25 protein-coding genes and 1 pseudogene are annotated in these 26,415 nt (G+C 72.2%); 15 read left to right on the top strand and 11 right to left on the bottom strand.

Features of this window, described 5'->3' with window-relative positions; translation table 11 throughout:
* Positions 1 to 89: 89 nt before the first annotated feature.
* Positions 90 to 785 carry a uracil-DNA glycosylase gene (locus AQI88_RS04810; protein ID WP_066992374.1) on the top strand — a complete coding sequence of 232 codons (696 nt, stop codon included), beginning with the start codon at positions 90 to 92 and terminating at the stop codon, positions 783 to 785.
* Between the two features lie 7 nt (positions 786 to 792).
* Here AQI88_RS04810 and AQI88_RS04805 read toward each other — a convergent pair whose 3' ends face one another.
* Positions 793 to 1,467: a GntR family transcriptional regulator gene (locus AQI88_RS04805; RefSeq protein ID WP_066992371.1), complete on the bottom strand. Its 675-nt coding sequence runs from the start codon at positions 1,465 to 1,467 to the stop codon at positions 793 to 795.
* Between the two features lie 184 nt (positions 1,468 to 1,651).
* Between AQI88_RS04805 and AQI88_RS04800 the strand changes: the two genes are divergently transcribed.
* On the top strand, positions 1,652 to 3,112 hold the full coding sequence (locus tag AQI88_RS04800) for an NCS1 family nucleobase:cation symporter-1 (RefSeq protein WP_066992370.1): 1,461 nt from the start codon (positions 1,652 to 1,654) through the stop codon (positions 3,110 to 3,112).
* 5 nt (positions 3,113 to 3,117) lie between these two features.
* Complete coding sequence (locus tag AQI88_RS04795) at positions 3,118 to 3,840, top strand: aspartate/glutamate racemase family protein (RefSeq protein ID WP_066993649.1); 723 nt, start codon at positions 3,118 to 3,120, stop codon at positions 3,838 to 3,840.
* Positions 3,841 to 3,891: 51 nt separating this feature from the next.
* Here the strand turns inward: AQI88_RS04795 and AQI88_RS47435 are convergent, their stop codons facing one another.
* The 3 genes and pseudogenes from AQI88_RS47435 to AQI88_RS04785 form a co-directional block, all read right to left on the bottom strand.
* A complete protein-coding gene (locus AQI88_RS47435) occupies positions 3,892 to 4,356 on the bottom strand; it encodes a GNAT family N-acetyltransferase (RefSeq protein WP_244184061.1) in 465 nt (154 codons plus the stop codon).
* Between the two features lie 75 nt (positions 4,357 to 4,431).
* A pseudogene (locus AQI88_RS47430) lies at positions 4,432 to 4,764 on the bottom strand (RidA family protein); the annotation flags it as partial.
* A 75-nt stretch (positions 4,765 to 4,839) separates the two neighbouring features.
* Positions 4,840 to 5,667: a hypothetical protein gene (locus tag AQI88_RS04785; protein ID WP_244184037.1), complete on the bottom strand. Its 828-nt coding sequence runs from the start codon at positions 5,665 to 5,667 to the stop codon at positions 4,840 to 4,842.
* Positions 5,668 to 5,705: 38 nt separating this feature from the next.
* Here AQI88_RS04785 and AQI88_RS04780 point away from each other — a divergent pair, with 38 nt between their 5' ends.
* From AQI88_RS04780 to AQI88_RS46515, 6 genes are all read left to right on the top strand, one after another.
* Complete coding sequence (locus AQI88_RS04780; RefSeq protein WP_066992364.1) at positions 5,706 to 7,682, top strand: toll/interleukin-1 receptor domain-containing protein; 1,977 nt, start codon at positions 5,706 to 5,708, stop codon at positions 7,680 to 7,682.
* A gap of 128 nt (positions 7,683 to 7,810) precedes the next feature.
* Positions 7,811 to 8,542 carry a DUF7873 family protein gene (locus AQI88_RS04775; RefSeq protein WP_066992361.1) on the top strand — a complete coding sequence of 244 codons (732 nt, stop codon included), beginning with the start codon at positions 7,811 to 7,813 and terminating at the stop codon, positions 8,540 to 8,542.
* Between the two features lie 602 nt (positions 8,543 to 9,144).
* Complete coding sequence (locus AQI88_RS04770) at positions 9,145 to 11,010, top strand: FUSC family protein (RefSeq protein WP_208615713.1); 1,866 nt, start codon at positions 9,145 to 9,147, stop codon at positions 11,008 to 11,010.
* A 36-nt stretch (positions 11,011 to 11,046) separates the two neighbouring features.
* Complete coding sequence (locus tag AQI88_RS04765) at positions 11,047 to 12,399, top strand: amidohydrolase (RefSeq protein ID WP_066992358.1); 1,353 nt, start codon at positions 11,047 to 11,049, stop codon at positions 12,397 to 12,399.
* 20 nt (positions 12,400 to 12,419) lie between these two features.
* Positions 12,420 to 13,592: a cytochrome P450 family protein gene (locus tag AQI88_RS04760; protein ID WP_066992355.1), complete on the top strand. Its 1,173-nt coding sequence runs from the start codon at positions 12,420 to 12,422 to the stop codon at positions 13,590 to 13,592.
* A 140-nt stretch (positions 13,593 to 13,732) separates the two neighbouring features.
* A complete protein-coding gene (locus AQI88_RS46515) occupies positions 13,733 to 13,909 on the top strand; it encodes a hypothetical protein (protein ID WP_167357441.1) in 177 nt (58 codons plus the stop codon).
* A gap of 17 nt (positions 13,910 to 13,926) precedes the next feature.
* Here AQI88_RS46515 and AQI88_RS04755 read toward each other — a convergent pair whose 3' ends face one another.
* The 3 genes from AQI88_RS04755 to AQI88_RS04745 form a co-directional block, all read right to left on the bottom strand.
* Positions 13,927 to 15,789: an ABC transporter ATP-binding protein gene (locus AQI88_RS04755; RefSeq protein ID WP_244184060.1), complete on the bottom strand. Its 1,863-nt coding sequence runs from the start codon at positions 15,787 to 15,789 to the stop codon at positions 13,927 to 13,929.
* Between the two features lie 300 nt (positions 15,790 to 16,089).
* Positions 16,090 to 16,518, bottom strand: a complete 429-nt coding sequence (locus tag AQI88_RS04750; RefSeq protein ID WP_066992349.1) for a hypothetical protein — start codon at positions 16,516 to 16,518, stop codon at positions 16,090 to 16,092.
* On the bottom strand, positions 16,515 to 17,303 hold the full coding sequence (locus AQI88_RS04745) for an ATP-binding protein (protein WP_398698690.1): 789 nt from the start codon (positions 17,301 to 17,303) through the stop codon (positions 16,515 to 16,517). Before AQI88_RS04745 ends, AQI88_RS04750 begins: the two co-directional genes overlap by 4 nt.
* Positions 17,304 to 17,498: 195 nt before the next feature.
* Between AQI88_RS04745 and AQI88_RS04740 the strand changes: the two genes are divergently transcribed.
* A complete protein-coding gene (locus AQI88_RS04740; RefSeq protein WP_066992347.1) occupies positions 17,499 to 18,359 on the top strand; it encodes a helix-turn-helix domain-containing protein in 861 nt (286 codons plus the stop codon).
* A complete protein-coding gene (locus AQI88_RS04735; RefSeq protein ID WP_066992345.1) occupies positions 18,360 to 18,614 on the top strand; it encodes a DUF397 domain-containing protein in 255 nt (84 codons plus the stop codon).
* Between the two features lie 172 nt (positions 18,615 to 18,786).
* Here AQI88_RS04735 and pdxR read toward each other — a convergent pair whose 3' ends face one another.
* On the bottom strand, positions 18,787 to 20,220 hold the full coding sequence (pdxR, locus tag AQI88_RS04730; RefSeq protein ID WP_066992342.1) for a MocR-like pyridoxine biosynthesis transcription factor PdxR: 1,434 nt from the start codon (positions 20,218 to 20,220) through the stop codon (positions 18,787 to 18,789).
* A 47-nt stretch (positions 20,221 to 20,267) separates the two neighbouring features.
* Between pdxR and AQI88_RS04725 the strand changes: the two genes are divergently transcribed.
* Positions 20,268 to 20,783, top strand: a complete 516-nt coding sequence (locus AQI88_RS04725) for a carboxymuconolactone decarboxylase family protein (protein ID WP_066992339.1) — start codon at positions 20,268 to 20,270, stop codon at positions 20,781 to 20,783.
* Positions 20,784 to 20,838: 55 nt separating this feature from the next.
* Here the strand turns inward: AQI88_RS04725 and AQI88_RS04720 are convergent, their stop codons facing one another.
* Entirely contained in the window at positions 20,839 to 22,326 is a 1,488-nt protein-coding gene (locus AQI88_RS04720; RefSeq protein WP_066992336.1) for a glutamate synthase subunit beta, read from the bottom strand.
* A gap of 540 nt (positions 22,327 to 22,866) precedes the next feature.
* Entirely contained in the window at positions 22,867 to 23,559 is a 693-nt protein-coding gene (locus AQI88_RS04715) for a DUF2293 domain-containing protein (RefSeq protein ID WP_079057391.1), read from the bottom strand.
* Between the two features lie 180 nt (positions 23,560 to 23,739).
* Here AQI88_RS04715 and AQI88_RS04710 point away from each other — a divergent pair, with 180 nt between their 5' ends.
* From AQI88_RS04710 to AQI88_RS04700, 3 genes are all read left to right on the top strand, one after another.
* A complete protein-coding gene (locus AQI88_RS04710) occupies positions 23,740 to 23,928 on the top strand; it encodes a winged helix-turn-helix transcriptional regulator (protein ID WP_066992334.1) in 189 nt (62 codons plus the stop codon).
* Between the two features lie 200 nt (positions 23,929 to 24,128).
* Positions 24,129 to 24,761, top strand: coding sequence for a nucleoside/nucleotide kinase family protein (locus AQI88_RS04705; RefSeq protein ID WP_066993640.1), 633 nt, complete (start codon positions 24,129 to 24,131; stop codon positions 24,759 to 24,761).
* Positions 24,762 to 24,819: 58 nt separating this feature from the next.
* Positions 24,820 to 25,233: a PPOX class F420-dependent oxidoreductase gene (locus tag AQI88_RS04700; RefSeq protein ID WP_066992331.1), complete on the top strand. Its 414-nt coding sequence runs from the start codon at positions 24,820 to 24,822 to the stop codon at positions 25,231 to 25,233.
* 4 nt (positions 25,234 to 25,237) lie between these two features.
* Here the strand turns inward: AQI88_RS04700 and corA are convergent, their stop codons facing one another.
* Positions 25,238 to 26,365 carry a magnesium/cobalt transporter CorA gene (corA, locus tag AQI88_RS04695; protein WP_066992327.1) on the bottom strand — a complete coding sequence of 376 codons (1,128 nt, stop codon included), beginning with the start codon at positions 26,363 to 26,365 and terminating at the stop codon, positions 25,238 to 25,240.
* Positions 26,366 to 26,415: the final 50 nt, after the last annotated feature.

The raw sequence follows: 26,415 nt of genomic DNA, 5'->3' as shown, positions 1-26,415 counted from the left end.
CGGGTCTGGACTCGCTCGCCTGGGGCGTTCGGAGCCCGGCCCGGTCACCTGCGGCGTTCGGGTGGGGCCGGCGGGCATACCGTGGCGGTATGGACGACAGCAGCGCCCTCGCTCGGCTGGACCGGCGCGTCGCGGACTGCCGGGCCTGTCCCCGGCTGGTCGAGTGGCGTGAGGAGGTGGCCCGGACCAAGCGGGCCGCGTTCGCCGACTGGACGTACTGGGGGCGGCCGGTACCCGGGTTCGGACCGGCCGACGCCCGCCTGGTGATCATCGGGCTGGCGCCCGCCGCGCACGGTGGCAACCGCACGGGCCGCATGTTCACCGGCGACCGCTCCGGAGATGTGCTCTACCAGGCGCTCTACGATGTGGGGCTGGCCTCGCAGCCCACGTCCGTCCGCGCCGACGACGGCCTGGAGCTGTACGGCGTCCGCGTCACCGCGCCCGTGCACTGTGCCCCGCCCGCCAACAAGCCCACCCCCGGCGAGCGCGACACGTGCCGTCCCTGGCTGGTCCAGGAGCTGAGGCTGCTGCGTCCGACCCTCAGGGCCGCGGTTGTGCTCGGCGCCTTCGGCTGGCAGGCCGCACTGCCGGCGTTCGCGGAGGCGGGCTGGCCCGTGCCCCGGCCCCGCCCCGTCTTCGCCCACGGCACCCGAGTCACCCTGGGAGGCCTGGACGTCTTCGGCTGCTTCCACGTCAGCCAGCGCAACACCTTCACCGGACGGCTCACCCCCGAGATGCTGCGCGAGGTGCTGCGCACGGCGGCCGGCGCGGCCGGGCTGCCGTAGTGGTCGCTCAGCAGGCGTCGTCGGGCTCCGTGCCGAACAGGTGCCGTACGGTCGAGCGGTAGTTGGCGCGGACGTGGCCGAGTGCGTGGGCGCGGGCGCGGTCCGGGTCGCCGGAGGCGATCGCCTCGTACAACTCGCGGTGTTCGGTGAGGAGTTGGGGCCACTCCTCGTTCTGCCGGGTGAGCCAGCGCAGTCGGCCGTCGACCGGTTCCATGACGGAGATCAGCAGGCCGTTGCCGGCCAGGGTCAGGATGCGGTCGTGGAAGCGCGTGTTGATGTCCGTGATCGCCTCGCCGTCCCCCTTCCGTGTCGCCGTCGCCGCCTCGTCCAGCAGCTCCTGCAGCTCCGCCAGTGCCTCGGGAGTGGCCCGCGCCGCCGCCAGCCCCGCCGCGTACACCTCCAACGCCTCGCGCAGCTCGAAGAGTTCCTTCACATCGGTCGGGGTCAGCCGGCGTACGACCGTACGGCGTGCCGACTCGAACAGGACGAAGCCCTCGGCGACCAGGGCGCGGATCGCCTCCCGGACGGGTACCCGCGAGACGCCGAACCGCTCGGCCAGCTCCCGCTCGACGAGCCGGTCGCCGGGCCCGAGCCGCCCCGCGATGATGTCCTGCCGCAGGGTCGCGAGGACCCGTTCGCGCACCGCGCCGAGGGGTTCGGTCTTCGTCGTCGTGGGGCTCATGAGCTCATCTTCGCCGACCCCGCGCTGCTTTTACGGAGAAGTAACGGCGCCGACATCGGTCCGAGCGCTTGACGACGGGACCATGACCGCAGTTTGGTATACCAAACGCATTCGGCATTGCACCCCCGTCCGGCACTCAAGGCAAGCAGCCGTCCTCCTCCGTCCCCTCGTCCCTGGAGGCCCCGTGTCCCTCGCCGACCGCGCCGAAGCCACCGGCGCCCCCGCGTTCGTCCCCGACCCCCGCCTCACCAACGAGGACCTCGCCCCCGCCCAGCAGCGGAACTGGAAGGTCTTCGACCTGTTCGCCATGTGGATGTCCGACGTCCACAACCTCGGCAACTACACCTTCGCCGCAGGCCTGCTGGTCCTCGGCATGAACGTCTGGCAGGTCTTCACCTCCCTGCTCGTCGGCTTCGTACTGATCTTCATCGGCATGAACTGGATGGGGAGCATCGGCCAGCGCCACGGCGTCCCCTTCCCCGTCGTCAGCCGCATCAGCTTCGGCGTCTGGGGCGCCAACATCCCGGCGCTGATCCGGGCCGTGATCGCCATCATGTGGTACGGCATCCAGACCTATCTGGCCTCCGTCGCCGTCAACGTGATGCTGCTGGCGGCCTGGCCGGGCCTGAAGTCCCTCACGCACAGCGCGTTCCTCGGCCTGGACGCTCTCGGCTGGATCTCCTTCGTCTCCCTCTGGCTGATCCAGGCCCTGATCATCAGCCGGGGCATGGAATCGGTCCGGAAGTTCCAGGACTTCTGCGGTCCGGCGATCTGGCTGGTGATGATCGCGCTCGCGGTCTGGGTCCTCGCCAAGGCGCACTGGAGCATCTCGCTCACCTCCTCCCCGCACCCGGTGTCGACGGGGGAGCAGTGGCGGCAGTGGTTCGGCGCGATAGGCCTGATCCTCGCCACCTACGGCACGCTGATGCTCAACTTCTGCGACTTCTCACGCTTCGCGCCCGACTACAGGACGGTCCGGCGCGGCAACTTCTGGGGCCTGCCCGTCAACTCGACCGCCTTCGTCGTCGTGTCGGTCATCGTGACGGCGGGCTCGCTCGAGGTCTTCGGCGAGGCCATCACCGACCCGGCGGAGCTGGTGGCGAAGGTCGGCAACACCTGGGTGCTGGTGCTCGCCGCGTTCACCTTCGCCGTCGCCACCATGGGCGTCAACATCGTCGCCAACTTCGTCTCACCGGCGTACGACCTCGCCAACGTCTGGCCGCAGAAGATCACCTTCAAGGTCGGCGGCATGATCAGCACGGTGGCCGCCCTGGTCGTCACCCCCTGGAACCTCTTCTCCGACCCCACGGTGGTCAACTACTTCCTGGGTGGCCTCGGCGCCTTCCTGGGCCCGCTGTTCGGCGTGATCATGGTCGACTACCACGCGGTCAAGCGCGGCCGGGTGAACGTGGACGAACTCTTCGACGCCACGCCCGGCTCCCGCTACTACTACCGCAAGGGCGTCAACCCCAAGGCCCTGTGGGCGTTCCTGCCCTCCGCGGCGCTCGCCGCGGTGCTGGCGCTGGTCAGGACGTTCAGCGACGTGGCGCCGTACTCCTGGTTCATCGGCACGGCGGCGGCCGCCGGGCTGTACGCGGTGCTGTGCCGCGGCGAGCGGGCCCGGACGGCCGGAGCGGAGGTCTGACGGACGTGCGGATCGTCGTCACCAACTGCAACACCACGCAGGAGATGACCGAGGAGATCGTCCGAGGCGCCCGGGCCGCCGCAGGCCCGGGCACCTCCGTGACCGGGCTGACCCCCGCGTGGGGCCCCGAGTCGGCCGAGGGCTGGCTGGACAGCTACCTGTCGGCCGCGGCCGTCCTCGACGCGCTGCGCTCCTACGGCGGACCGTCGTACGACGCCGTCGTGCTGGCCGGATTCGGCGAGCACGGGCGGGAAGGCGTGCGGGAGCTGGTGGACGTCCCGGTCGTGGACATCACCGAGGCCGCGGCCCACCTCGCCTGCCTCCTCGGGCGGCGCTACGGCGTCGTCACCACCCTCGACCGGTCCCGCGGCCAGATCGAGGACAGCCTGGAGACCGCCGGGGTGGCCCGCAACTGCGCCGCCGTGGTCGGCACCGGACTCGGCGTCCTCGACCTCGCCGACGACCCCGCACGCACCGAGGCCGCCTTCCTCGCGGCGGCCGAGCGCGCCCGGGAGGCCGGGGCGGAGGTCCTGGTGCTGGGCTGCGCCGGGATGACCGGTTTGCAGCGGGCGGTGGGGGAGAAGCTCGGGCTGCCGGTGGTCGACGGGGTCGCAGCGGCCGTGAAGCTGGCGGAGTCCCTGGTGTCCCTGGGGCTGACGACGAGCCGGGCGGGCGGCTACGGAAAGCCGCTGCCCAAGGGGCGGGTGTGGGGGCGGCCGCCGGGGTGATCGATGCCCTCGGGCTGCCGCAGGACCGACCGCCGGACCGGCCCATGCCCCTCAGGGCCGCCACTCGTACCGCACGTCCGGCTCCCGCTCCTCGTTGGCGCTGCCGTCCGTGTACTCGACGGCGACGAATCCGTGCCGCTCGTAGAAGCGGTGGGCGGGCTTGTTGACCTGGAAGGTCCACAGGCTGAGCCCGCCCGGACTGTGCTCCTTGGCCAGCGCGACGAACCGGTCGCCCATGCCGCGGCCGCGCCAGTCGGGGTCGAGGTACAGCTGGGACAGCGTGTCCCCGGCGAGCACCATCATGCCCACGATGCCGCCGCCTGCCTCGGCGACCCAGGTCTCTCCCGACGGCACCACGACCTCCCGGAAGTAGTCGCGCACCTCGTCGTCGGAGTGCGCCCGGACGACCGTGGGCAACGCGGCGGTGTAGGAGCGCAGCCACACGTCGGCGACGGCGGCGGCGTCCGGGCCGGCCGCCCGGCGCAGAACGACCTCCGCCCCGGCACCCGCGCTCACGGGCGCCTCCTCGGGTACGACGGCCGTGGCCGTGATCTCCACCAACTGCCCCGTGTACCCGAGGCAGGCCACGCCGAGCAGGGTCGACGAGTGCGGCCCGGCACTGAGCCCCGACGCCTCGACCACCTCCCAGACGGCGGACAGCACAGCGGGCTCGCTGCTCACGACGTACACATCGGTCGCCACGACATGCGCCAAGTCACTGCCCACCGCGTGCAGTTGCTCCCGCAGGTTGGCGACCACCTGCTCGGCCTGCCGCACGGGGTCCCCGACGCCCACCACCTCCCCCTTCTCGTCGAGAGGCACGGCCCCGGCGAGGAAGGCGAGCTTGGTGCCGGCCTCGACGACGGAGGCGTGGGAGTAGGTGGGTGGTGGGAACAGGGAGGGGGTGGTGACGCGCTGGATCATGTGGGCTGCTCCTACGACGCTCGGTGGACAACTCCCGATGATCGATTCCCCTCGGCCGCGCCCGCATCCGATTTTTCAGGGCGAAGGCACCGGCGGCGGAGGCATCGGCATACGGGCTCCCCACCCGCCGGCCGTCCCCGCGCGCCACGCGCTCGAACGCGGCTGTGGGGCGTGGGACCCGCGTTGAAGGGCCGTTCTGCTCGGTGCAGCCCGTCGACGGCAGAGGGGCTTATGGCGAACAGGCGGTACGGAGCCGTCCTTCCGGCCGCTCGGCTCAGCTTCCAGAGCCGTCAGGATGGCTCTGACCTGCGGGGGGGGGTGCCCCGATCCGCGCTCCGAGTCCGGTGAGGATGGTGTCGGCAGGTCGATCAGATCGCCGACGCCGGCTACTTCCTGGAGGGTCCGTGCCAGGGACGCCAGCGTGTGCCGTACCTCCGCGATCTCGCCGCGCAGCGCCTCCGCGTGCTCCCACTCCCGTTCCCATGCCACCGGATCCCGGCCCTCCGGCCGCCGGGACTCGTACGCGGCGAGCCGGGGATGCCACGACGAGAGGAGCGGGCGCAGGACACGGTTGAGGACGGTGACCGCGAGGACACCGAAGCTGACGTGGCCGGGAGACAGGCGCGGGGCGACGTCGGGGCCGTAGCGGCGCAGGATCTCCCGGGTGGTGTTGAAGAAGGTGTACAGGGAGGACAGCGCCTCGCGCAGGAACCCCTCGTCGCGGTCGAGTTCCTCGACCGACACGCGTGTCACCAGTTCCAGGTACAGCTCCCAGGCCGCACTGCGCTCGGCGTCGGCCGGTTCCCACGTACCGGAGAGTTCGCCGACGAAGGGAATCGTCAGCTTGGCCGTGATCTGCGACGGACCACTCGGTCGCCGTCGCCTGCGCTGCCTGTGTCCCATGATCGCCCTCCCCGGTACCCACAGTAGGGTAAGTCGCCGTGTGGGACGTCTTCCTCAGCTACAGCCGCGGTGATGTGGAGCGGGTCCGTCCGCTCGTGCGCGCGCTGCGCGACGGCGGACTGACGGTGTTCACGGACGAGACCGGCGTCGCGTCCTTCGCCGGCATCAGCGACACCATCCGGCGCGAACTGGGCCGCTCCAAGGCGCTGCTGGCGTACTACTCCGCCGCCTACCCCGAGCGGGAGGCCTGCCAGTGGGAGCTGACGACCGCCTATCTCGCGGGACTCGGCGAGGGCGATCCGCGACGCCGTGTCATGGTCGTCAATCCGGAGGCGGCCACCGGGCACATCCATCCCGTCGAACTCCGCGACGCCCGGCACGCCTCCGCCGACGATCCCACGGCCCTCGTGGCCGACGTACGCGAGCACGTCGCCCGGCTGGACGGGCCCATGACCCTCCCGGAACCCGCCGTACGACGGTGGCTGCCGGGCGGGCCGGAACCGCACCCCGAGTTCCTCGGCCGGCTCCCCGAGCTGTGGCTCGTCCACTCCGCCCTGCACGCCCACACCGCACCCCTCACCTCCGGCCGTGCCGCACCGCGCGCCGCGCAGCTCCGCGGTATGGCGGGCATCGGCAAGACCCTGCTCGCCCAGGAGTACGCCGCCCGCTTCGAGGCGGCCTACCCCGGTGGTGTCTTCCGGCTGAACGGCCAGGCGTACGACGACTCGGTCCGCGCCCTCGGCCAGGACGGTACCGACAGCCTCTTCGCCCGCCTGGAGGCGATCGGCGAACCGTTCCTCTGGATCGTCGACGCGGTCCCCGCCGACCGGCTCGCCGCCCGCGAGATCGCGGCCATGGCCGCCCCTCACCCTCTCGGGCACACCCTCTTCACCCTGCGCAGCCGCGCCTACGACGGACTGGGCGTCCCCGTGGACCTGGGACCGCTCGACGCCGTACACGCGCGCGTGCTCGTCGGCGGGAGCGAGGCGCTGGCCGAGGCGGCCGGAGGTCACCCCCTGACCCTCGCGCTCCTGGGCCGCGCACTCCGGGCCGGGCACCAGCCGCACACCCTCTACGACCGCCTCCACGCCCGCGGCAGATCCCTCCTGGACACACTGGCCGGCGACGACGTCACGGCGGCGGTCGTGCACGACGTGGACACGGCGGACGCGGCCGACGTGCTGCGCTGCGCGGCCGCTCTCCATCCCCTGTCCTTCACCGCCGACGACGCGGCCGGGATCCTGGCCGCCGCCGACCGCGTCCCCCGTGTCGTCGCCGACCGCCGGGCCGGCAACGGCATCGCCGAACTGCGCACCCGAAGCCTGCTGACGCCCGAATCACCCGGATCGGGGGGTCCGGCGGGCCCGGCGCGCCCGGGCCGTGCCGAAACCGGGGACCGCTGGCACCTCCACCCCGTCACCCTGCACGCCTGGCACCACCACGACCCGGCCCCCGCCCGCGCCGAGGCCCTCCGGCACGCGGCCCTGCGCGCCCTGTGCGGCCGCCGCGACCCGGTTACGCTGGCCTTCCCCGGAAGCCGGAAGGAGGCACCCATGGCAGCACCCGGCGAGTCCGAGCGGATGGCCGCCTTCGACATCCAGGTCGAGCTGGTCACCCGCATCGGGGTGCAGGAACTGGCGCCCGGCACGGGGAGTCTGCGCGAGGCGCTGTCGTCGCTGAAGTCGCTCATCGACTTCACGCGCGCCACCCTGCACACGTACAACATCGGTCTCGAACGCGGCGCCCCGGCCTCCGGTGCACCCACGGTCCAGAGCCTCGCCTACACCCTGGTCAACGACACGATCAGGCCCTTCACCACCACCTGGCACCCCCGCCTCGCCGCCCATGAGGCCCGCCGCCCGCCGGACCTCGCCCCCCTCGACCACGAGGCGGCCTGGCCGGAGGCCGAGGCCATGCGCGCCGAACTGGCTGCCCTCCGTGAGCCGTTGCGACGCATCGCGGAGGGCCTCGGCGGCATCTCCGGGGCGGACTTCGGCATGGCAGCAACCAGCTGAGCACACCGTCCGGCACCGGCCGGACACCGGCTCGGGCGGCGGTGCCTTGGACGGAGCCGACGGGCAGCCGGTCCTACGGGCCGATAATCCTTGGGATTTCGCCCGTTGCCGCTGCTACCGTCCACCGCGTGGCGAAACTCAATCAGATCATCGCGGTGGAGAAGGGCGTCAAGTCCAAGGCGCAGCAGGACCTGACGGCCTCTCACCAGGGCCTGCAGAAGCCTGCTCTGCTGGCCGGTATCGCGCGGACGTACCAGCCGAAGGACGAGGAGGGCGAGCAGTTGCCGCCCGAGTCCACGCGGGTGCAGGTGAAGGCCGAGGACGTGCTGCGCGAGACCGCGGCGATCCTGACCCGGCTCTTCGACGTGACCGCCACCAAGGACTGGGCCAACTGCACGGCCCGCGCCGATGTGCAGGTCGAGGGCCGGGTGCTCGTCGCGGACGTGCCGGTGTCGTACCTGCTGTTCCTGGAGAAGCAGCTCGCCGACCTCAACACTCTGGTCCGCAGGCTGCCGGTCCTCGACGCCTCGGAGTCCTGGGTGCAGGATCCCTCCACCGACGCGTGGAAGACCGAGCCCGTACGGACGCTGCGCACCAAGAAGGTGCCGCGCAACCACGTCAAGGCCGAGGCCACGGACAAGCATCCGGCGCAGGTCGAGGTCTACTACGAGGACGTGCCGGTCGGTTCCTGGACCACCGTGAAGTTCTCCGGCGCCCTCCCGGCCCGCCGCGTCAACGAACTCCTCGACCGTGTGGAGAAGTTGCAGCAGGCCGTGAAGTTCGCCCGCGAGGAGGCGAACGGCGTCGACATCGTCGACCAGCGGGTCGGTGACGCCGTGTTCGGCTACCTCTTCGGATGATTCCGCTCCGGATGACTCCGATAAACTGAAGACTCCCCGGTCCCTTGTGACCGGGGTGCGCGAGGAGCGCAAGCTGAAGCTGAAGTTCGTCGTGATGAGCGGTCCCCCACCTGACAGGGCGGATCGCGTTCAATCTCAGACTCTCGCTCCAGACTCAGCATTCGCCGCCGATCGCCGGAACCACCGGGCCCGGACCCCGGTACGCCGAGATGCTGGTTCAAGTCCAGTCCGCGCAGCTCGATGCGTGGTGGTCCAAAGGCAGGACGCGGCGCCATAAGACTGATCCGGGCTCTTCAGCGGGCCGGCGTGCGCACATGGGCGGCATCACAGGGCCCGGGGGCAGGCTACGCCCTCGGGTCCGCTCCATTTCCGCTTCCTGCCGGGGCTCACGCTTCGTTGCGGGGCTCACGCTTCCTTCCGGGGCTCGCTGAGGCGGGTGCACCGCCTCCCGGGGGAGTTGCGTTCATAAAGAAACCACCCGCCCCGGCACCTTTCACCTCCCCGAAACGTGATCGTCCCGTTTGCTCAGGGAACACGACCTACCGTGGGCAGCACACCCCACAGCCCGGCCGCCGTCGTCCGAAGGCCCACCCCGCCCTCGTATGAACAGGAGCCCCGTGTCGCGCCCCGCCGCACCGTCACTGCCGCCCTGGCTCGCCCACGCCTTCCGCACCCAGCGCGGGCCCGTCCCCTGGAGCGCGGTGACCCGGGGCGCGCTCGCCGCCGGGCCGCTGCTGCTCGCCGGTGTGCTCGGCGGCCGTGTCGCCGACGGCGTCCTCGCCGCCATCGCCGCGATGCTCGCCGGCATCAACGACCGGCCCGGCAGCAGGCGGGCCTCCGTCAGGCGGCTCGGCATGCCCGCGCTGGCCGGGGCCCTCGGGCTGCTCGTGGGGACGTACGCCGGGCAGCAGCTGTCCGCCGTACCCCTGACCCTGCTGCTGACCGTGCTCGGGCTGGCCGCCGGAGGTATCAGCGCCGTCGGGCCCGTCGCCTCCGCCGCCGGTACGCAGCTGCTCGTCACCGCCGCCATCGGCGCCGGGATGCCCGCGGCCGAGAGCGGCTGGCAGCGGGCCCTCGCCTTCCTCGCCGGGGCCGGCTGGCTGCTCGTGCTGCGGCTGGTGCTGCCCACACCGGGCTCGCTCAGCGGCGACTTCCGGTTCGACGGGGAGCGGGCGGCGGTCGCCGACGTGTACGAGGCCGTCGCCGCGCTGCTCGACGCCGTGGGCGGTGCGAACGCCACCGCCCGGCGGGCCGCGCTCACCGCCGCCCTCGACCACGCCCAGGACGCCCTCGCCGGACCCCGGCTGCGCCGGTACGCCGGCTCCGCCGCCGAGCGCCGGCTGCACGCCCAGTACGCCGCCGCGCTGCCCCTCGCCGAGGCCGCCACCGCCCTTGCCTGGGCGGGCGAGCCCCTCTCCGCGCGGGCGGCGGAAGGGCCCCGGCGGCTCGCCGCCGCGGTCCGCGGCAACACCGGCACCGGTCCGCTGCCCGCCCCCAGCCGGTCCGCGCCCGCCCTGCGCGCCCTGGACAACGCCCTGCTGCGTGCCGCCGAGGCCTTCGACCGGGCGGCCGGGGGCGGCGAACACCGGCTGCTCGCCCGGCGGCGGAGCGCGAAGGACGCCGTCCGGGCCGCGCTCGGCACCGGCGGACGCGAGTACGGACTGCGCGTCGCCCTCTGCTTCGGGGCCAGCGCCGCCATCGCCCAGGCCCTGCACCACGCCCGCTGGTACGGGCAGCACCAGCACTGGTACTGGCTGCCCGCCACCGCCGTCTTCCTCGTCAAGCCCGACCTCGGACCGCTCGCCTCCCGCGTGCTGAGCCGGGCCGCCGGGACCGTGCTCGGCGCCCTCGTGTTCGCCGGGTTCGCCGCGCTGCTGCCGCGCCCGGCGGGGCTGATCGTGCTGGTGGCGGTGTGCGGGGCACTCGTCCCGGTCGCCACCCGGAACTTCGCCGCGCTGACCGCCGTCGTCACCGTCCTCGTCCTCGCCCTGGTCATGGCCGGCGGCGAGCCGCAGGCTTCCGCCGGCCGGATCGGCGAGACGCTGCTGGCCTGCGCGATCGTGCTGATCGTCGGGCATCTGCCGATGCCGGGGGAGCGCGGCGCCGGGGTACGGGCCCGGCTCGCCGCCGCCGGGAGCGCCGCGCACGCCTATCTCGTGCATGTCCTGAGCGAGTCCGGCGACCGCGCCGAACGGTGGGCGCTGCGCCGCGAGGCCTACCGCACCCTCGCCGAGGCCCGCACCGCCATCGCGCTCGCCGCCGCCGAACTGCCCGCCCTCGCCCGGCACACCGAGGGCACGGACGCCGTCGCCGCCGTCCTCGAACGGCTGGTCGACACCACCACGGCCTGCGCGGTGCACCTCGACGACAGCGGGCGGCTCAGCCCGCGGCACAGCCGTCAACTACAGGAAGCGCTGGACGAGTTGGAGCAGCGCCGGGAGTGGGTCGGGCCGCCCGTGGCCGCATGACCTTCCGCAACGGTTCGAGCGTCGTACGGTGGTCCCATGAGCGACTCTCCCGCCGATCTCCTCATCACCGGCTGCACCGTCCTGGTCCATGAGGAGAAGGAGCGGATCGCCTTCCGCGAGGACGCCGCGATCGTCGTACGCGACCGGGTGATCGCTTCCGTGACCACCGCGGCGGCGGCCGAGGACATGGCAGCCCTGGAGCGGATCGACGCGCGCGGGCAGGTCGCGTTGCCCGGACTCGTCAACTGCCACACGCACGCGCCGATGGCCGCCCTGCGCGGGCTCGCCGAGGACCTGCCGACCGAGGAGTGGTTCAACGACGTCGTCTGGCCCGTCGAGTCCAACCTCACCGAGAAGGACGTGGCGCTGGGGGCCCGGCTCGCCTGCGCCGAGATGATCCGCGGCGGGGTCACCTGCTTCGCCGACCACTACTTCCACATGGACGTGGTCGCAGGCGTCGTCACCGAGTGCGGGATGCGCGCCCACCTCGGCGAGGCGTACTTCTCCTCGCAGGGTCCGCAAGGGCGGGAGCGGTCACTGGAGTTCGCGCTGGGGCACCGCGGCGCCGCCGACGGGCGCATCACCACCGCCCTCGCCCCGCACGCCCCCTACACCGTCACCGACGCCGACCTCACCGCCACCGCCGAACTCGCCCGCGCCCACGGCCTGCCCGTCCACCTCCACGCTGCCGAGAACCGCGCCCAGACCGACACCAGCCTCGCCCGGCACGGCATCACCCCCGTCGAAGTCCTCGACCGCACCGGACTCCTCGACACCGACCTGCTCATCGCGCACGGCACCGGCATCATCGAGCGCGATCTGCCGCTCCTCGAACGCACGGGCGGCCGTACGGCGGTGGCGACCGCACCCCGCGGCTACCTCAAGTTCGCCTGGCCCGACACCACCCCGGTACGGTCCCTGCGCGCCGTCGGCATCCCCGTCGGACTCGCCACGGACGGCGCCGCCTCCAACAACTCCCTCGACGTCTGGGAGTCGATGGCCCTGACCGCCCTGATCCAGAAGTCCACCGAGGGCGACCCACGCTGGCTGACCTCCCGGCAGGCCCTGCACCACGCCACGCTGCAGAGCGCCCGCGCGGTCGGCCTCGGCGAGAGCGTCGGCAGCCTCGCCCCCGGCCGGCGCGCCGACATCATCCTGGTCGACCTCACCGGCCCGCACACCCAGCCGGTCCACGACCTCGCCGCCACCCTCGTGCACAGCGCCCGCTCCGCCGACGTCCGCACCACCATCGTGGACGGCCGCGTGCTGATGCGCGACCGCGAACTGCTCACCCTCGATGTGCCCGCCGTCGTACGGGAGTTGGACCAGCGGCTGGCCGCCCTGGCCGACCGGAGCCACGGGCGGCGCATCCAGGAGTACGACACCTGAGTCCGCGTAGGCTGCCTGTCATGGATCTTGCGGACGGCATCCTCGACCACCCCTACGACGTCTACCGGCGCCTGCGCGACACCGCACCCGTGCACCGCATCACCGGACCCGACGGAACCCCCGCCTGGCTGGTCACGCGGTACGACGACGTCCGCGCCGCCCTCGCCGACCCGCGGCTCTCGCTCGACAAACGGCACGCCACGGCCGGCACCTACAAGGGCCTCTCCCTGCCGCCCGCCCTCGACGCCAACCTGCTCAACATGGACCCGCCCGACCACACCCGCATCCGCCGCCTGGTCGGCCGCGCCTTCACCCCGCGCCGCGTCCAGCAGCTCCGCGAGCCGATCCGGCGCACCGCCGACCAGCTCCTCGACGCCCTCGGCGCGCACGGCACCGCCGACCTCATCGCCTCCTACGCGGCCCCACTGCCGATCACCGTCATCTGCGACCTGCTCGGCATCCCGGAGGGCGACCGGCTGGACTTCCGGCAGTGGACCGACAGCATCACGGCCCCCGATCCGGCTCGCCCGCACGCCGTCAAGGAGGCGATGGCGGCGATGCTCGGCTTCCTCACCGGGCTTGTCGCGACCAAGCGCCGGGAACCCGCCGACGACCTCCTCTCCGACCTGATCGCCGTCCGCGACGACGGCGACCGGCTCAGCGAGGACGAGTTGACCTCCCTGGCCTTCCTCATCCTCTTCGCCGGGTACGAGAACACGGTCCAGCTCATCGGCAACGCCGTGCTCGCCCTCCTCCGGAACCCCGATCAGCTCGCTGCCCTGCGCAAGGACCCGGAACGACTCCCCGCCGCCGTCGAGGAGTTCGCCCGCCACGAGGGCCCCATGCTGCTCGCCATGCGCCGCTTCCCGGTCGAGGACGTCACGATCGCCGGGGTGACCATCCCGGCGGGCGAGACGGTCTGGGTGTCCCTGTCCGCCGCCGACCGTGACCCCGCCCGCTTCCCCGACCCCGACCGCCTCGACCTCTCCCGCGACGCCTCCGGCCATCTCGCCCTCGGCCACGGCATCCACTACTGCCTGGGCGCACCCCTGGCCCGCGCCGAGACGGAGATCGCCCTCGCGGCCCTGCTGTGCCGCTTCACCGAACTGACCATCGCGGAAGGGGACTTGCCGTGGCGTCGGTCGCTGCGCGCGCGGGGTCTGGTGGCGCTGCCGGTGCGGTATGCACGCTGAAAGGGTGTCGCAAGGTGCCTGGACCCTCACGGTCCGCGGTGAACGAGTGTCAACAATGTCTCAGTCCGGTCACCGAGCGAGCCGTTTCCCTTCCCCGGAGCGTTAACTCCAACAAGTACGACGCTTTCTGGAGGTGCGAGATGGTGAACGGGCGAACCGTGCTCGAGCGCTTTCCCGCCGGCGGCCCGCGGGGATCGTGGCCCGCGGAGGAGTTCGCGCACGCGCGGCGTCTCGAAGGCCTGCCCGCCGAGGTCGTCATGGACCTCGCGACGGACACCTTCCTCGTGATCGTGCGGGGTGGCGACGGCGCGGAGTGAGGCGGCGGTGAGGCGGCTCAGGCCGGCTTCGGGGCCGGCACCTTCGCCGTGAACTGCTCCGCCTGGAGTGTGTACAGCTCCGCGTAGACACCGCCGCCGGCCAGGAGTTCGTCCGGAGTGCCGGACTCCACCAGCCGCCCGTGCTCCAGCACGTGCACTACGTCGGCGTGGCGGACCGAGGCCAGCCGGTGCGTGATCAGGACGACGGTCTGACCGCTGCCCGCCAGCGCCCGGATCTTGTCGAACACCTCCAGCTCGGCCCGCGCGTCCAGCGCCGCGGTCGGCTCGTCCACGATCAGGATGCGCCCGCGCCGGTAGGCGGCCCGGGCGATGCCGAGGCGCTGCCACTGGCCGCCGGACAGCTCGTGCCCCCCGCTGAAGTTGCGGGCCAGCAGGGTGTCCAGGCCGCGCGGCAGATCCGCGACCACCTCCTCGGCCCCCGCCTCGGCGACCGACGCGGCCAGGCGCTCCTCGGTCAGCGGCACCGACGAGCGGCCGACGGCCACGTTCACCCGGGCGGTGAACGGCCAGCGCTTGAAGTCCTGGGCCACCATCGCGATGCGCTCGGCGAGCAGCCGCCGGTCGGCACGCGCCGCGTCGACGCCGTCCCACAGGATCCGGCCCCGGTCCGGGTTGTACAGGCCCGCGAGCAGCTTGACCAGGGTGGTCTTGCCCGAGCCGTTCTCCCCGACCAGCGCGATGATGCGGCCGAGGGGGAGCGTGAGGGTCACGTCGTCGAGGGCGGGCCGGGCCGCGTCACCCGGATAGCTGAACGTGACGTTCTCGAACCGGATCTCCGCAGGGTTCTCGGGCAGCGGACGGCCGCCCGCCGGGATCGCCCGTTCGGCCGCCTCGGTGTACAGCCGGTGCAGATCGCCCACGAACAGGGCCTCCTCGTGCAGCTCGTTGATCTCCAGCACGAGCGTGTCCAGGCTCGCCGACCCGGTCCGGATCGCGATCACCGCCGTACCGGCCACCGACAGGGCCATCGCGCCACCCAGCAGCAGCGCGCCCAGCGTGGCGTACGTCGCCACGGTCGCGAGACCCGTCCAGGCGGCCGCGATCAGGCCGGTCCGGGCAGCCAGCCGGGACAGCCGGGCCTGCTCCGCCTCCGCGGTCTCCGACATGGACCGGAAGTGCCGCAGCAGGAACGGTCCGACGCCGTGCACCCGGATCTCCGGGGCGGCGGCCGGCTCGGTCAGCAGACTGCCGATCAGATGGCCGGCGCGGGCGTGCTGCACCCAGGTGTGGAACGACTCGTAACGTCGTCGCGCGTTGGTCAGGGCGCCCCAGGCGCTGGGCAGGGTCATGGTGACCAGCAGCGGCAGCAGCGCCGGATGCAGCACGGTGAGCACACCGGCCGCCGCGATCAGGGAGATCACCGCGTTGATCACCCGGGCGCCGTACGTGATCATGCTGCGGGCGGACCGGGCGCCGTACTGGGCGGTGTCCAGCAGCTTGTGGAAGGCGTGGTCCTCGATCGCGGCCAGCTCCACGTTCGCCGCCCGCTCCAGGTACAGCTCGGTCGCCACCCGCTCCACCTTGGGCTCCAGCCGTCCGGTGGCGTACGTCGAGGCGGCCCGCAGCAGCGCCGCGACCAGCATCACGGCGGCCATGACGGCGAGGGCGGGGGCGGCCTCGCGCAGGCGCTGCCCGATGCCGGGCCCGGAGAGCAGCTTCCCGAGCGCGCTGTTCACGGCCAGCAGACTCACCGCCTGGGCCGCGCCCCGGCCCACCTCGCAGGCCAGCACGATCCGCGCGGCCCGCGGGTCCGCCTGCCGGGCCAGCCGCAGGCTGGACGCCAGCATGCCGGGCAACCTGACCAGCATCGCCCGGAAGTTCAGCTCCAAAAACGCGTCCGCGTGCTCGTTCCAGCCCATGTCGTACCGCAGCGGCCCCCCGAACAACAGCCGCTCCGACGCCGAGACCTCAGGCCCACCCGCCCCATGTCTCTTCCCCACCGCACACCCTCCCCCGGGCCACGACCGAACCGCCACTATCCCGGGCGGCACGACGCAGGGGCAGGGCGCGAGAGGGGGTACCGGGGGGCGTGACGGGGGTACGGCACCGACCGACGCGGACGGGCCTGCGCGTGCAGGTGAGGTCAGGTCCGGTGAACGTCCCCCGCGTTCAGGCCACCTGCCGCTCGCCGCGCCGCACCGGCCAAGGCCGGCGCGGCGTCACGCCGAGACGGCGCGGGACCAGTCCGGTGCCGTGCCCGTCACTCGGCACAGGGCCAGGTACAGGGGGATCGGCGGGGTGTACGGGACCGTGCCCTCGGGGCGGTGGATCAGGCGGGCGGTGGCGGGGACCAGGGCGCCGGGTGCGTAGTGGGCAGGGGCAGGCCAGGGGAGGGCGTAGTCGGAGTCCGACGGAACGATCCACCACCAGTGCGCGCCGTCGGTGTACACACAGCCCACCCGCGGCAGCAGCGGCACGACCAGTGGTCCGAGGCGGTCGGGTACGGCCACCGCGTCACAGCCGAGCGGTGCCGTCATGCCCTCGGGGACCGGTAGCCGGCGGACCGGGTCCGGTGTGGGCCGACGGCGTCCGAGGTGGATCAGGGTGTCCAGGCCGAGCGGCCGACCGGATTCGCCGGTACCGCTCACGGCCGCCCCCCTGCGCGGCGCTGTTGCGCCGGTGCCGTCCCGTGCGGGGGATGCCCGCTGTGCTGCTCCACCGGTGCCGTCCCACGCGGAGCCTGCCCGCGGCGCTGCTCCACCGTTATCGCCCCGTGCCGGGCCTGCGCTTCGTCCTCCTCGCCCGGACCGGGCGCAGGGCCCGGCTTGGAGCGGGCGCCCCAGCCCAGGTCGTTGCACGGCTCGACGAGGCCCTGGGCGGCGTCGGACTGGCGGGCCAGCTCGGCCCAGACCAGCAGGCCCGGGCCGTGCTCGTGGGCTCCCCAGGCCCGGCACAGCGCGTCGACGAGAAGCAACCCCCTCCCGTGCTCCTCGTCGGGTCGCTGCGGGGACGGGTGGGGTTCGCCGGGTGCACAGCCCTCGTCGTGCACGGCTATGCGCACCGTGTCGTCGTGGTCGTGCAGTTCGCACACCACGCGGCTGCTCACGGTGTGCACGATCGCGTTGGTGACCAGCTCCGATATGACCAGAGCCGCGGTGTCGCAGGTGTCCGCGCACACCGACCAGCCGGTCAGCCGGGCACGCGTCAGGCGTCTGGCCTGAGCGGGGGAACCCGGATGTGCGGCCAGCTCGAAGCGGAACCGGCGCTCGGCAGCGCCCCCACCAGGGACTGCTTCCTCTCCCGCTCTCGAACCTGCTCGAGCGGGGGGACCCCCATCGGCACCGAGACCGAGACGGTCTGCGGCGGCGTCTGTTCCTAAGGGCGCGGACGGAATCACGCTTGCCACTATCTCCCCGCCGTGAACACTTGGCAAGTGTCACTCTGAAAAATGCAGAGTGCAGTGTGACTCGGTCAATGGCCGTGGCACACTGCTCGCAACAGCACCTCGAGCGGCGCCAATTGGGACCGTCGGCGATCCGGCCGGATCGTTCGAATGAGTCTTCGAACGGCGCCGCAGGGCTGTCAGGATTCTTTCGCCGGAGGGGACTGTTCAGTTGGAGGTGGGAGCGTGAGCGAACCACGGTCCGCGCCGACCGTGGGCCAGGTGGTCCTGGGCCGGCGCCTGCTGGACCTGCGGGAACGCGCCGGGCTGAAGCGCGAGGAGGCCGCCCATGTGCTCCGCGTCGCCCCCGCCACCGTCCGCCGCATGGAGATGGCCGAGGTCTCCCTCAAGATCCCGTACCTGCAACTGCTGCTGAAGGCCTACGGAGTTCCCGACGACGAGGCCGACGTCTTCGTCCAACTGGCCGAGGAGGCCAACAAACCCGGCTGGTGGCAGCGGTTCCACGACATCCTGCCGGGCTGGTTCTCGATGTACGTCAGCCTGGAGGGCGCGGCCGGTCTCATCCGCTCCTACGAGCCGCACTTCGTCCCCGGCCTGCTGCAGACCGAGGACTACGCGCGTGGTGTGCTGAAGTCGGGCGCCATCGGCCAGACGAGCCCCGACGACATCGAGCGTCATGTCGCGCTGCGCATGCAACGCCAGGAACTGCTCACCCGTCCCGATGCACCCCGTTTCTGGGCGGTGATGGATGAGACCGCCCTGCGCCGCCCGGTCGGCGGCCCGGAGGTGATGCGCGCGCAGATCGACCGGTTGCTCGAGGCCACGAAGCTGCCCCATGTGACGCTCCAGGTCGCCCCGTTCGCCAACGGGCCGCACCCGGGGACGTACGGGCCCTTCGTGCTCTTCCGCTTCGCCATGTCGGAACTGCCGGACATGGTCTACAGCGAGTACCTGACCGGCGCCGTCTACCTGGACGCGCGCACCGAGGTGGCGACCCACCTGGAGGTCATGGACCGCATGGCGGCGCAGGCCGCTACGGCACAACGCACGAAGGAGATCCTCCGGGATCTCCGCAAGGAGCTGTGAATGGATCGCATCACGCCGCGCGGTCGCGTCTACAACGGCATGCCCGCACGGGAGTTGGGCAGCGAGGGGTGGCACAAGCCCTGGAGCGGCGGCAACGGCGGCAACTGCCTGGAGGCGATGAAGCTTGCCGACGGCCGGATCGCCGTACGCCAGTCGACCGACCCGGACGGGCCGGCGCTGATCTACACCACGGACGAGATCACCGCCTTCATCGAGGGCGCCAAGGCGGGGGAGGCCGACTTCCTGCTGTCCTGAACTGTCGATGATTGCTGTTTCTCGCTCAACTTCCTTATTTTGGTGTTGACTTGGTGACGAACTTGACCATTCATCGCGTCGGACGCTTCCGGCAGCGCGGAGCCGGCGCCTGAGTCGCGCCTCCGGTGAACGCGGTTCGGGTGCGCGGACAGCGAATCCTCCCTGTGCACCCTCACCCCGGCGGCAGCACCCCGCACAGCGCCTCCAGCGCCGCGCCGTAGGCGTGTTCGGACGGCGTGGCATACCCGACCACCAGACCGTCGGGCGCCGGCATCTCCGTCTCCGGGTGCCGGAAGGCGGCGAGTCCGTCCAGGGCGACCCCCTGCCAGGCAGCCGCCTTCACCGCGGACCGTTCGGTGCCGGACGGCAGCCTCAGCACCGCGTGCAGCCCCGCCGCGATGCCGGTCACCTCGATGTGCGGCGCATGCGCGGCGAGCACCGCGACCAGCCGGTCACGCCGACGCCGGTAGTGCTGCCGCATGCGCCGCACATGACGGTCGTACGACCCGGAGACCACGAAGTCCGCCAGGGCGAGCTGATCCAGCACGCTCGCCCACCCCTCGCGCTCGCCCTTGGCCGCGAGTACGGGCCCGACATACCGCTCGGGCAGCACCATCCAGCCCAGCCGCAGCGCCGGGGACAGGCTCTTGCTGACCGAGCCGATGTGGATCACCCGCTCCGGGTCGAGGCCCTGGAGTGCGCCGACCGGTCTGCGGTCGTACCGGAACTCGCCGTCGTAGTCGTCCTCCAGAACCACCGCCCCACGCGCGCGTGCCCAGTCGATCACCGCCGCCCGGCGCTCCGGGTGCAGCGGACCTCCGGTCGGGAACTGGTGCGCGGGCGTGAGCAGCACGGCCCGCTCCCGCTCGAGACCGGCCACCCGCGCCCCGTGCTCGTCCAGCGGCAGCGGTACGGTCCGCACGCCCGCCGCAGCGAGCAGCCCCCGGTGGAAGTCCAGCCCGTACGCCTCCACGGCCAGCGGACCGCGCAGCACACCACCTCCACCTACGACTGTGCTGGGTCCGAACAGCAGCCGCAGTGCGTGCGCGAAGCCGGAGCAGATCACGATCCGGTCCGGCTCGGTGCGCACCCCGCGCGCGCGTGCCAGGTACTCCGTGAGCGCCTCGCGCAGCTCCCGGCGCCCGGCGGGATCTCCTGGCCCGAACGCCTCGTTGGGCGCCGCCTGCAACGCCCTGCGGTACGCGGCCGACCAGGCCGCCCGCGGGAAGGCCGACGCGTCCGGCGTGCCCTGCCTCAGGTCGTGCCGCAGCCCACGCGCGCGTGGAGGTGCCTTTTTGGGCACTCGCTCGGCGTGCCGCAGCGGCTGCGCGCGCTCCGCCACCTGGGTGCCCGAGCCCTGCCGGGCGGTGAGCCAGCCCTCCGCGACCAGCTCCGCGTACGCGTCGGCGACGGTGTTGCGGGCCACGCCCAGATCGGCGGCGAGCGAGCGGTAGGGCGGCAGCCGGGTGCCGGGGGCCAGCCGCCCGCTGCGCACGGCCTCGCGCAACGCCCGGATCAGCGCCGCCCGACGCCCGCCCGGCCCCGGCAGCTCCAGATGCAGGTCGACGCCGATCCGCTCCGCCAAATTGACCCACGATTCCGCCATGGAAATGCACCCTACAGCCAGTCTTTCGGCCCCATAGGTTGAAGCACATGACGACGACGAACACGATCGACACCGCGAACACCACGACCACCCCCGCCCCCGCCGCCGGCCGCACCCGCCTGGACTTCGCGAAGGCGGCCCCGAAGGCCTTCCGCGCCCTCATCGGCTTCGACGCCGCCGCACGCGAGGGCCTCGACCCGGCCCTCGTCGAGCTGATCCAGATCCGCGCCTCGCACCTCAACCACTGCGCCTACTGCCTCCACATGCACACCAACGACGCCCGCAAGGCCGGCGAGAGCGAGGACCGGCTGCACATGGTCGCGGTCTGGCGCGAGGCCCGGCACTTCTTCACCCCGAAGGAACAGGCGGCTCTCGCCCTGACCGAGGCGATCACGTCGGTCGCCGACGCAGGCGTCCCCGACGAGGCCTACGAGGAGGCGGCCGCTCACTTCGAAGAGACCGAACTGGCCCATGTGTTCGCCCTGATCTTCGCGATCAACACGTGGAACCGCGTGGCCCTGGCGACGGGCAAGGTGGCGGGCACGGACGAGCGCCGCCGCTGAGTTCTTGAGGCGGCCGAAAGCATCACGCTCCCGGTCGCCCTCCGACTCCCGTCGGCTACACGGCCATCGGGCGGTCGTGCGGCGATATCGGCGCCGGCAGCCGTGAACTCCCCGTCAGGTAGCGGTCCACGGCTGCCGCCACCGCCCGCCCCTCCGCGATCGCCCACACGATGAGCGACTGACCGCGCGCCGCGTCCCCGGCGGCGAACACGCCGGCGACGTTGGTCGCGAAGCCGCCGTCGCGGGCGATCGTGCCGCGCGGCTCCATCATCAGCCCCAGCTGATCGACGAGCCCGTCCTCCCGGTCGGGCCCGGAGAAGCCGAGTGCGAGCAGCACCAGGCCGGCGGGCAGCGTCCGCCCGGTGCCCGGCACCGGCTGCCGCCGCTCGTCCACCTCGACCAGGTGCAGTGACCGTACGTGCCCGCTGTCGTCCCCGGCGAAGCGGAGCGTGGACGCCGCGAACAGCCGGGCGTCCGCGTCCGCCGCCGGAGCCGTCCGCAGGTCCCGTGCCTCCTCGTGCGCGGCGGACAGCCGGTAGATCTTCGGATACGTCGGCCACGGCTCGGTGTCCTCGTCGCGCCCGGCACCCGGCTGTGCGTAGATGTCCAGCTGGGTCACGGACGCGGCCCCCTCGCGCACCGCCGTCCCCAGACAGTCGGCACCGGTGTCCCCGCCGCCCACGATCACCACGTGCTTGCCGGCCGCGGACAGCGGCGAGACCTCCAGATCCCCCTCGCACACCCGGTTGGCCAGCGGCAGGTACTCCATCGCCTGGTGTATCCCGGTCAACTCCCGGCCCGGCACCGGAAGTTCCCGCCACGCCGTGGCACCCGTGGCCAGCACCACCGCGTCGTAGCGCATCCGCAGATCGGCCGCCGGAACATCCCGCCCGACCGCCGTCGACGTACGGAACTTCGTCCCCTCGGCCCGCATCTGCTCAAGGCGCCGCTCCAGATGCCGCTTCTCCATCTTGAACTCGGGGATGCCGTACCGCATCAGCCCCCCGAGCCGGTCGTCCTTCTCGTACACGGCGACGGTGTGCCCCGCCCGGGTCAGCTGCTGCGCCGCGGCGAGCCCGGTCGGCCCGGAGCCGATCACCGCGACGGTCTTCCCCGACAGCCGCTCGGGAGGCCGCGGCGGGGTGAAGCCTTCCTCCCAGGCCCGGTCGGCGATCGCGCACTCGACGTTCTTGATGGTCACGGCCGGCTGGTTGATCGCGAGCACACACCCCGCCTCACAGGGCGCCGGACACAGCCTCCCGGTGAACTCGGGAAAGTTGTTCGTCGCGTGCAGCCGGTCGCTTGCCGCCCGCCAGTCCTCGCGGGAGACCAGGTCGTTCCACTCGGGGATCAGATTGCCCAGCGGGCAGGCATCGTGGCAGAACGGGACGCCGCAGTCCATGCAGCGGTCCGCCTGCTTGCTGATGATGGGCAGCAGCGCTCCCGGGACGTAGACCTCGTCCCAGTCCCGGACCCGTTCCTCGACGGGCCGCCGCGGCCACTCCTGGCGCGGCGTGGTCATGAACCCCTTGGGATCGGCCATGGTCGTCTTCCTCGCGTACGTGTACCGGGAGGTACTGGGTGTACGACGGGCCGTGCCTCATCGGGCGGCACTCTTTCGGCCACGATACGTCGCCGCCGACACCCGCGCAGAGTGGCGGACAGCGCTTTCTGAAGGGATTCCCTCAGCGCGCGGACGGCCTGCCCCCCGATCCCTCGCAGGGGACGCCCAGGCAAGGGCCAGCACGTACACGACGGCGGCCGCGGCGGAGTCGACCGTGCGGACGCGGTTCCAGAACGTCCACTCGCGCACATGCACAGCCAGTACACCGCGGCCTCGGGGCTGCCCGGGCGGCCCGGCCGGCCTGTCGTGGCGGGGCACGTTCGCGACCATGGTCAGCCCGAAGGAGCCGAGAATCCGCAGAAACCACCGGCCACCAGCCCGGTGCCCAGCGTGGCCGTGACCGACGGGCCGCTTTTCGTGCCGATCGTGCCTGATCGTGTCGGGTGTGCTGGGTGTGCTCGGCCTGGTAGGTCCTGCATGTGGCCCCGTACTCCCTCAGCCCTCTGCCGGCGTACGTTTTCAGCCGACGTCGGCCGCTTCCTCCCACCCCCGCAGCACGCTCTCCACGGCCCCCGCGATCCGCCGCCGCGCCTCGTGTCTCGGCACCCCCCTCATCAGTAGTTGGTCGTACAGCGTGTCGACATGCCGTACCGCTGCCACGACCGCCGAGATCACCGCTCCCTCCGACAGCGCCCGCCCGGCCGCGCTGCGCCCGACCCGTCCGCTGCCCCGCACGGACGCGTGCGCCGCTATGGCCCGGGCCCGCTCGTCCGGACACCCGGGAAAGAGCCTCAAGATCTCCGCCGTGAACGCCGCCGCGAACCGCTCGTCCTCCGCCGCCCTGCGCCGCGCGTCCCGCGCCCTTCGCCGACGCCTGGCCTCGGCGTCCGCCAGGCATCGCGCCTCGGCCCGGGCCAGCGCCGCCTCCTCCACGAGCACGCCCTGCCGTTCGTACCGGCTCTTGCGCCGGTTGAACCGCACCACCACCACCGACAGCGTGCTCTCCTCCCGCGCTCGGCGGGTGAGGGCCGTGTCGCCGCGCGGCAGGAACACCAGATGCCCCAGGTCGGCGCAGACGAGGCAGCGCGGTGCCCCGTCCTCCAGCACGAGCAGCGACAGCGGTCCACGCCGGCACCCGGCACAGCGCTTGCTCCGCAGAGGCTGGACGACGACAAGTCCGCGGGGAAGGAGGGGAGTTGCATAACGCGCCATACGCGGTTCTTTCCCCGCCACAGGCCCCGGCTCCCGCGCCGGCCTACCCCGTCTTCTCTTCGATCTCCTCCTCGCTCTCTTCTTCCTTCTCCTTCTCGATCTCGTTCTCGTTCTCGTCTGCTCGCCCGTGGTTGAACACCGACACCCGCGTGCGGTGCCCTACCGGCGTGGGCAGGCAGGGTGATCCGCTGGCTCGAAGCCGGCCCGCGCCGCCTCGGTGAACTCCGCGTCCCGCCCAAGGCGTTCACCCCGAAGGTCCTCAGTGAGTCGCTGGGTGCGATGGAACGCGCCGGCCTCGTGACCCGCACCGCGTACGACGAGAACCGCCCCGCGTTGATGACGTCCTCACTGCTCTCGGTCGCACCTTGATCCCCCTCCTGGACGCCGCCCGGGCCTGGAGCGACACCCCACCTCGCTGCCCTGCTCGCGGCCCGCCGGGCCCATGAACATCCCCGCCTGGCCGCGGTTTGCCGAGCATCGCCGTCCGGGTGCCGCCGGCCGCCGTTCCCGTGATCGCAGCAGGACCCTCCTTTCGTCGCTCATCGACCCCACCCGGCATCATGGGCGTTGTGCGACTGGAAGCGATCACCTGGGACCGGCTCGCCGAGCTGCTTGCCGACCGGCTGCTCGAACTGAAGCCGGCCGACGGGAGTGCCTGGCCGCGGGTCGGCTTCGACGGGGCGCCGGCCGCCGGCCCGGGCGACCTCGCCGAGCGCGTCGCCGAGGCGCTGCGCGTGCGGGGCAGGCCCTCGCTGGTCGTCGGCGCCGAGGGCTTCCTGCGCCCCGCCTCGCTCCGCCTGGAGTACGGGCGACGGGACGCAGAGTCGTACTACAGCGGCTGGTTCGACACGGGCGCCCTGTGGCGTGAGGTCTTCGGCCCGCTCGACCCGGGAGGGAACGGCCGTGTCCTGGCCGACCTGTGGGACCCGGCCACCGACCGTGCCACCCGCAGTCCGTATCTCCAACTCCCTCCCGGTGCAGTCCTGTTGCTCCACGGCCCCCTTCTTCTACGGCACTGGTTCCCCTTCGACCTGACCGTCCATGTCCTCCTCTCCCCGGGCGCCCTGCGCCGCCGCACCCCGGAGGCCGACCACTGGACGCTCCCCGCCTTCGAGCGCTACGCGGCCGAGACCGACCCGGCCGGCACAGCCGACGTCCTCGTACGCGCCGACGACCCGCGACACCCCGCCTGGAACGGCTGATCCAACAGACTCGAGCAACCCCCTTTTATATGTGCGTGCATGTAATTAGAGTGGCGACATGACGACCTCCTCGCACACTGCCGTCGCCCTCGGTGACTCCGTCCGCGCCCTCCTCGACGGCAAGAACTTCGCCAGCGTCGCCACGCTCGGCCCCAACGGCGCCCCGCAGAACTCGGTGGTCTGGATCAAGCGCGAGGGCGACGCCGTGCTCTTCTCGTCCACCGACGGCCGCCAGAAGGTGCGCAACCTCCGCCGTGACCCCCGCATCAGCCTGACCGTCTTCGACCTGGCCAACCCCTACAGCTCGGCCGAGATCCGGGGAGTCGCCGAGATCCTCCCGGACGAGGGCAAACGGCTCCCGTACGAGCTGTCGCACAAGTACCTCGGCATCGACCCGCCGGCGGAGAAGGACGACGAGGTCCGCGTGATCATCAGGGTTGTCCCGCGGAAGGTGGTGTCCTTCTCGGTGTGAGCGCTCAGAGCCAGCCGTTGCGCCTGAAGCCCCGGTACAGCACGAGGCAGGCCGCCGCCATCACGCCCATGACGAGCGGATAGCCGAACCGCCAGTGCAGCTCCGGCATGTGGTCGAAGTTCATGCCGTAGACCCCGCACACCATCGTCGGCACGGCGATCACCGCCGCCCAGGCCGTGATCTTCCGCATGTCCTCGTTCTGAGCGACCGTCACCTGTGCGAGATGTGCCTGCAGGATGGAGTTGAGCAGTTCGTCGAACGCGGCTATCTGCTCCTTGGCCCGCATCAGATGGTCGAGAACGTCCCTGAAGTAGGCCTGTATCTCCGGGTCGACCACGCGTATCGGCCGGGTGGCCAGATCCTCCACCGGACGGCCGAGCGGCACCACCGCCCGCTTCAGTTCGAGGAGTTCGCGCTTCATCTGGTAGATGCGCCCCGGGTCGGCCCGTGCGCCGTTCTCCGAGAACACGTCCGTCTCGACCTGGTCGATGTCGGCCTGCACCGCGTCCGTGACGTTCAGATAGTCGTCCACGACGTGGTCGGCGATCGCGTGCAGCACCGCCGCCGGCCCCTTGGCCAGCTGCTGCGGATCCGCCTCCAGCTCCTCGCGCAGCGGGCCCAGTGAGCCGTGCCGCCCGTGCCGTACCGTGATGACGAAGTCCTCGCCGATGAACACCATGATCTCGCCGGTGTTGACCACCTCGCTCGTCGCCGTCAGCTGCTCGTGCTCCACGTAGCAGACGGTCTTGAACACCGCGAAGAGCGTCTCTCCGTACCGCTCCAGCTTCGGGCGCTGATGGGCCTCCACCGCGTCCTCCACCGCCAGCGGGTGCAGGTCGAACAGCTCGGCTATGCCCGCGAACTCACGGTCCGTCGGCTCGTGCAGTCCCAGCCAGACGAACCCCTCGCCGCTCTTGCGTACCTTCTCCACGGCATCCACCAGGTCGGTGCACCCCGGCACCCGGGCGCCGTCCTGGTACGTCACGCAGTTCACCACTGAGGAGCCCAGCGGTGACCGGGCGGGATGGCTCAGGTCAACGCGCGGCCGCCGCCGGGCCAGCCGCGCCACCTTGCGCAGGCCGCCGACCCTGCCCAGCCCCGTGACCTTTCGCAGATTCCCCGCCATGGACATCTGGATCTCCTTGCCTGGATCTCCTTGCGTAACGCTTTCGCGCCTTGCCC

It is taken from the genome of Streptomyces cellostaticus (genome assembly GCF_001513965.1).
GTDB classification, from domain to species: domain Bacteria; phylum Actinomycetota; class Actinomycetes; order Streptomycetales; family Streptomycetaceae; genus Streptomyces; species Streptomyces cellostaticus.
This window is presented reverse-complemented; position numbering and strand designations above follow the sequence as displayed.

What these genes read in the sequence shown, in the direction of transcription:
- AQI88_RS04725 (WP_066992339.1), top strand. Translation starts at nt 20,268, where the DNA reads ATGACGACGACGAACACGATCGACACCGCGAACACCACGACCACCCCC.
- AQI88_RS04765 (WP_066992358.1), top strand. Translation starts at nt 11,047, where the DNA reads ATGAGCGACTCTCCCGCCGATCTCCTCATCACCGGCTGCACCGTCCTG.
- AQI88_RS04755 (WP_244184060.1), bottom strand. Translation starts at nt 15,789, where the DNA reads ATGGGCTGGAACGAGCACGCGGACGCGTTTTTGGAGCTGAACTTCCGG.
- AQI88_RS04760 (WP_066992355.1), top strand. Translation starts at nt 12,420, where the DNA reads ATGGATCTTGCGGACGGCATCCTCGACCACCCCTACGACGTCTACCGG.
- pdxR (WP_066992342.1), bottom strand. Translation starts at nt 20,220, where the DNA reads ATGGCGGAATCGTGGGTCAATTTGGCGGAGCGGATCGGCGTCGACCTG.
- AQI88_RS04715 (WP_079057391.1), bottom strand. Translation starts at nt 23,559, where the DNA reads ATGGCGCGTTATGCAACTCCCCTCCTTCCCCGCGGACTTGTCGTCGTC.
- AQI88_RS46515 (WP_167357441.1), top strand. Translation starts at nt 13,733, where the DNA reads ATGGTGAACGGGCGAACCGTGCTCGAGCGCTTTCCCGCCGGCGGCCCG.
- AQI88_RS04770 (WP_208615713.1), top strand. Translation starts at nt 9,145, where the DNA reads ATGAACAGGAGCCCCGTGTCGCGCCCCGCCGCACCGTCACTGCCGCCC.
- AQI88_RS04805 (WP_066992371.1), bottom strand. Translation starts at nt 1,467, where the DNA reads ATGAGCCCCACGACGACGAAGACCGAACCCCTCGGCGCGGTGCGCGAA.
- AQI88_RS04735 (WP_066992345.1), top strand. Translation starts at nt 18,360, where the DNA reads ATGGATCGCATCACGCCGCGCGGTCGCGTCTACAACGGCATGCCCGCA.
- AQI88_RS04810 (WP_066992374.1), top strand. Translation starts at nt 90, where the DNA reads ATGGACGACAGCAGCGCCCTCGCTCGGCTGGACCGGCGCGTCGCGGAC.
- AQI88_RS04785 (WP_244184037.1), bottom strand. Translation starts at nt 5,667, where the DNA reads ATGGGACACAGGCAGCGCAGGCGACGGCGACCGAGTGGTCCGTCGCAG.
- AQI88_RS04700 (WP_066992331.1), top strand. Translation starts at nt 24,820, where the DNA reads ATGACGACCTCCTCGCACACTGCCGTCGCCCTCGGTGACTCCGTCCGC.
- corA (WP_066992327.1), bottom strand. Translation starts at nt 26,365, where the DNA reads ATGTCCATGGCGGGGAATCTGCGAAAGGTCACGGGGCTGGGCAGGGTC.
- AQI88_RS04720 (WP_066992336.1), bottom strand. Translation starts at nt 22,326, where the DNA reads ATGGCCGATCCCAAGGGGTTCATGACCACGCCGCGCCAGGAGTGGCCG.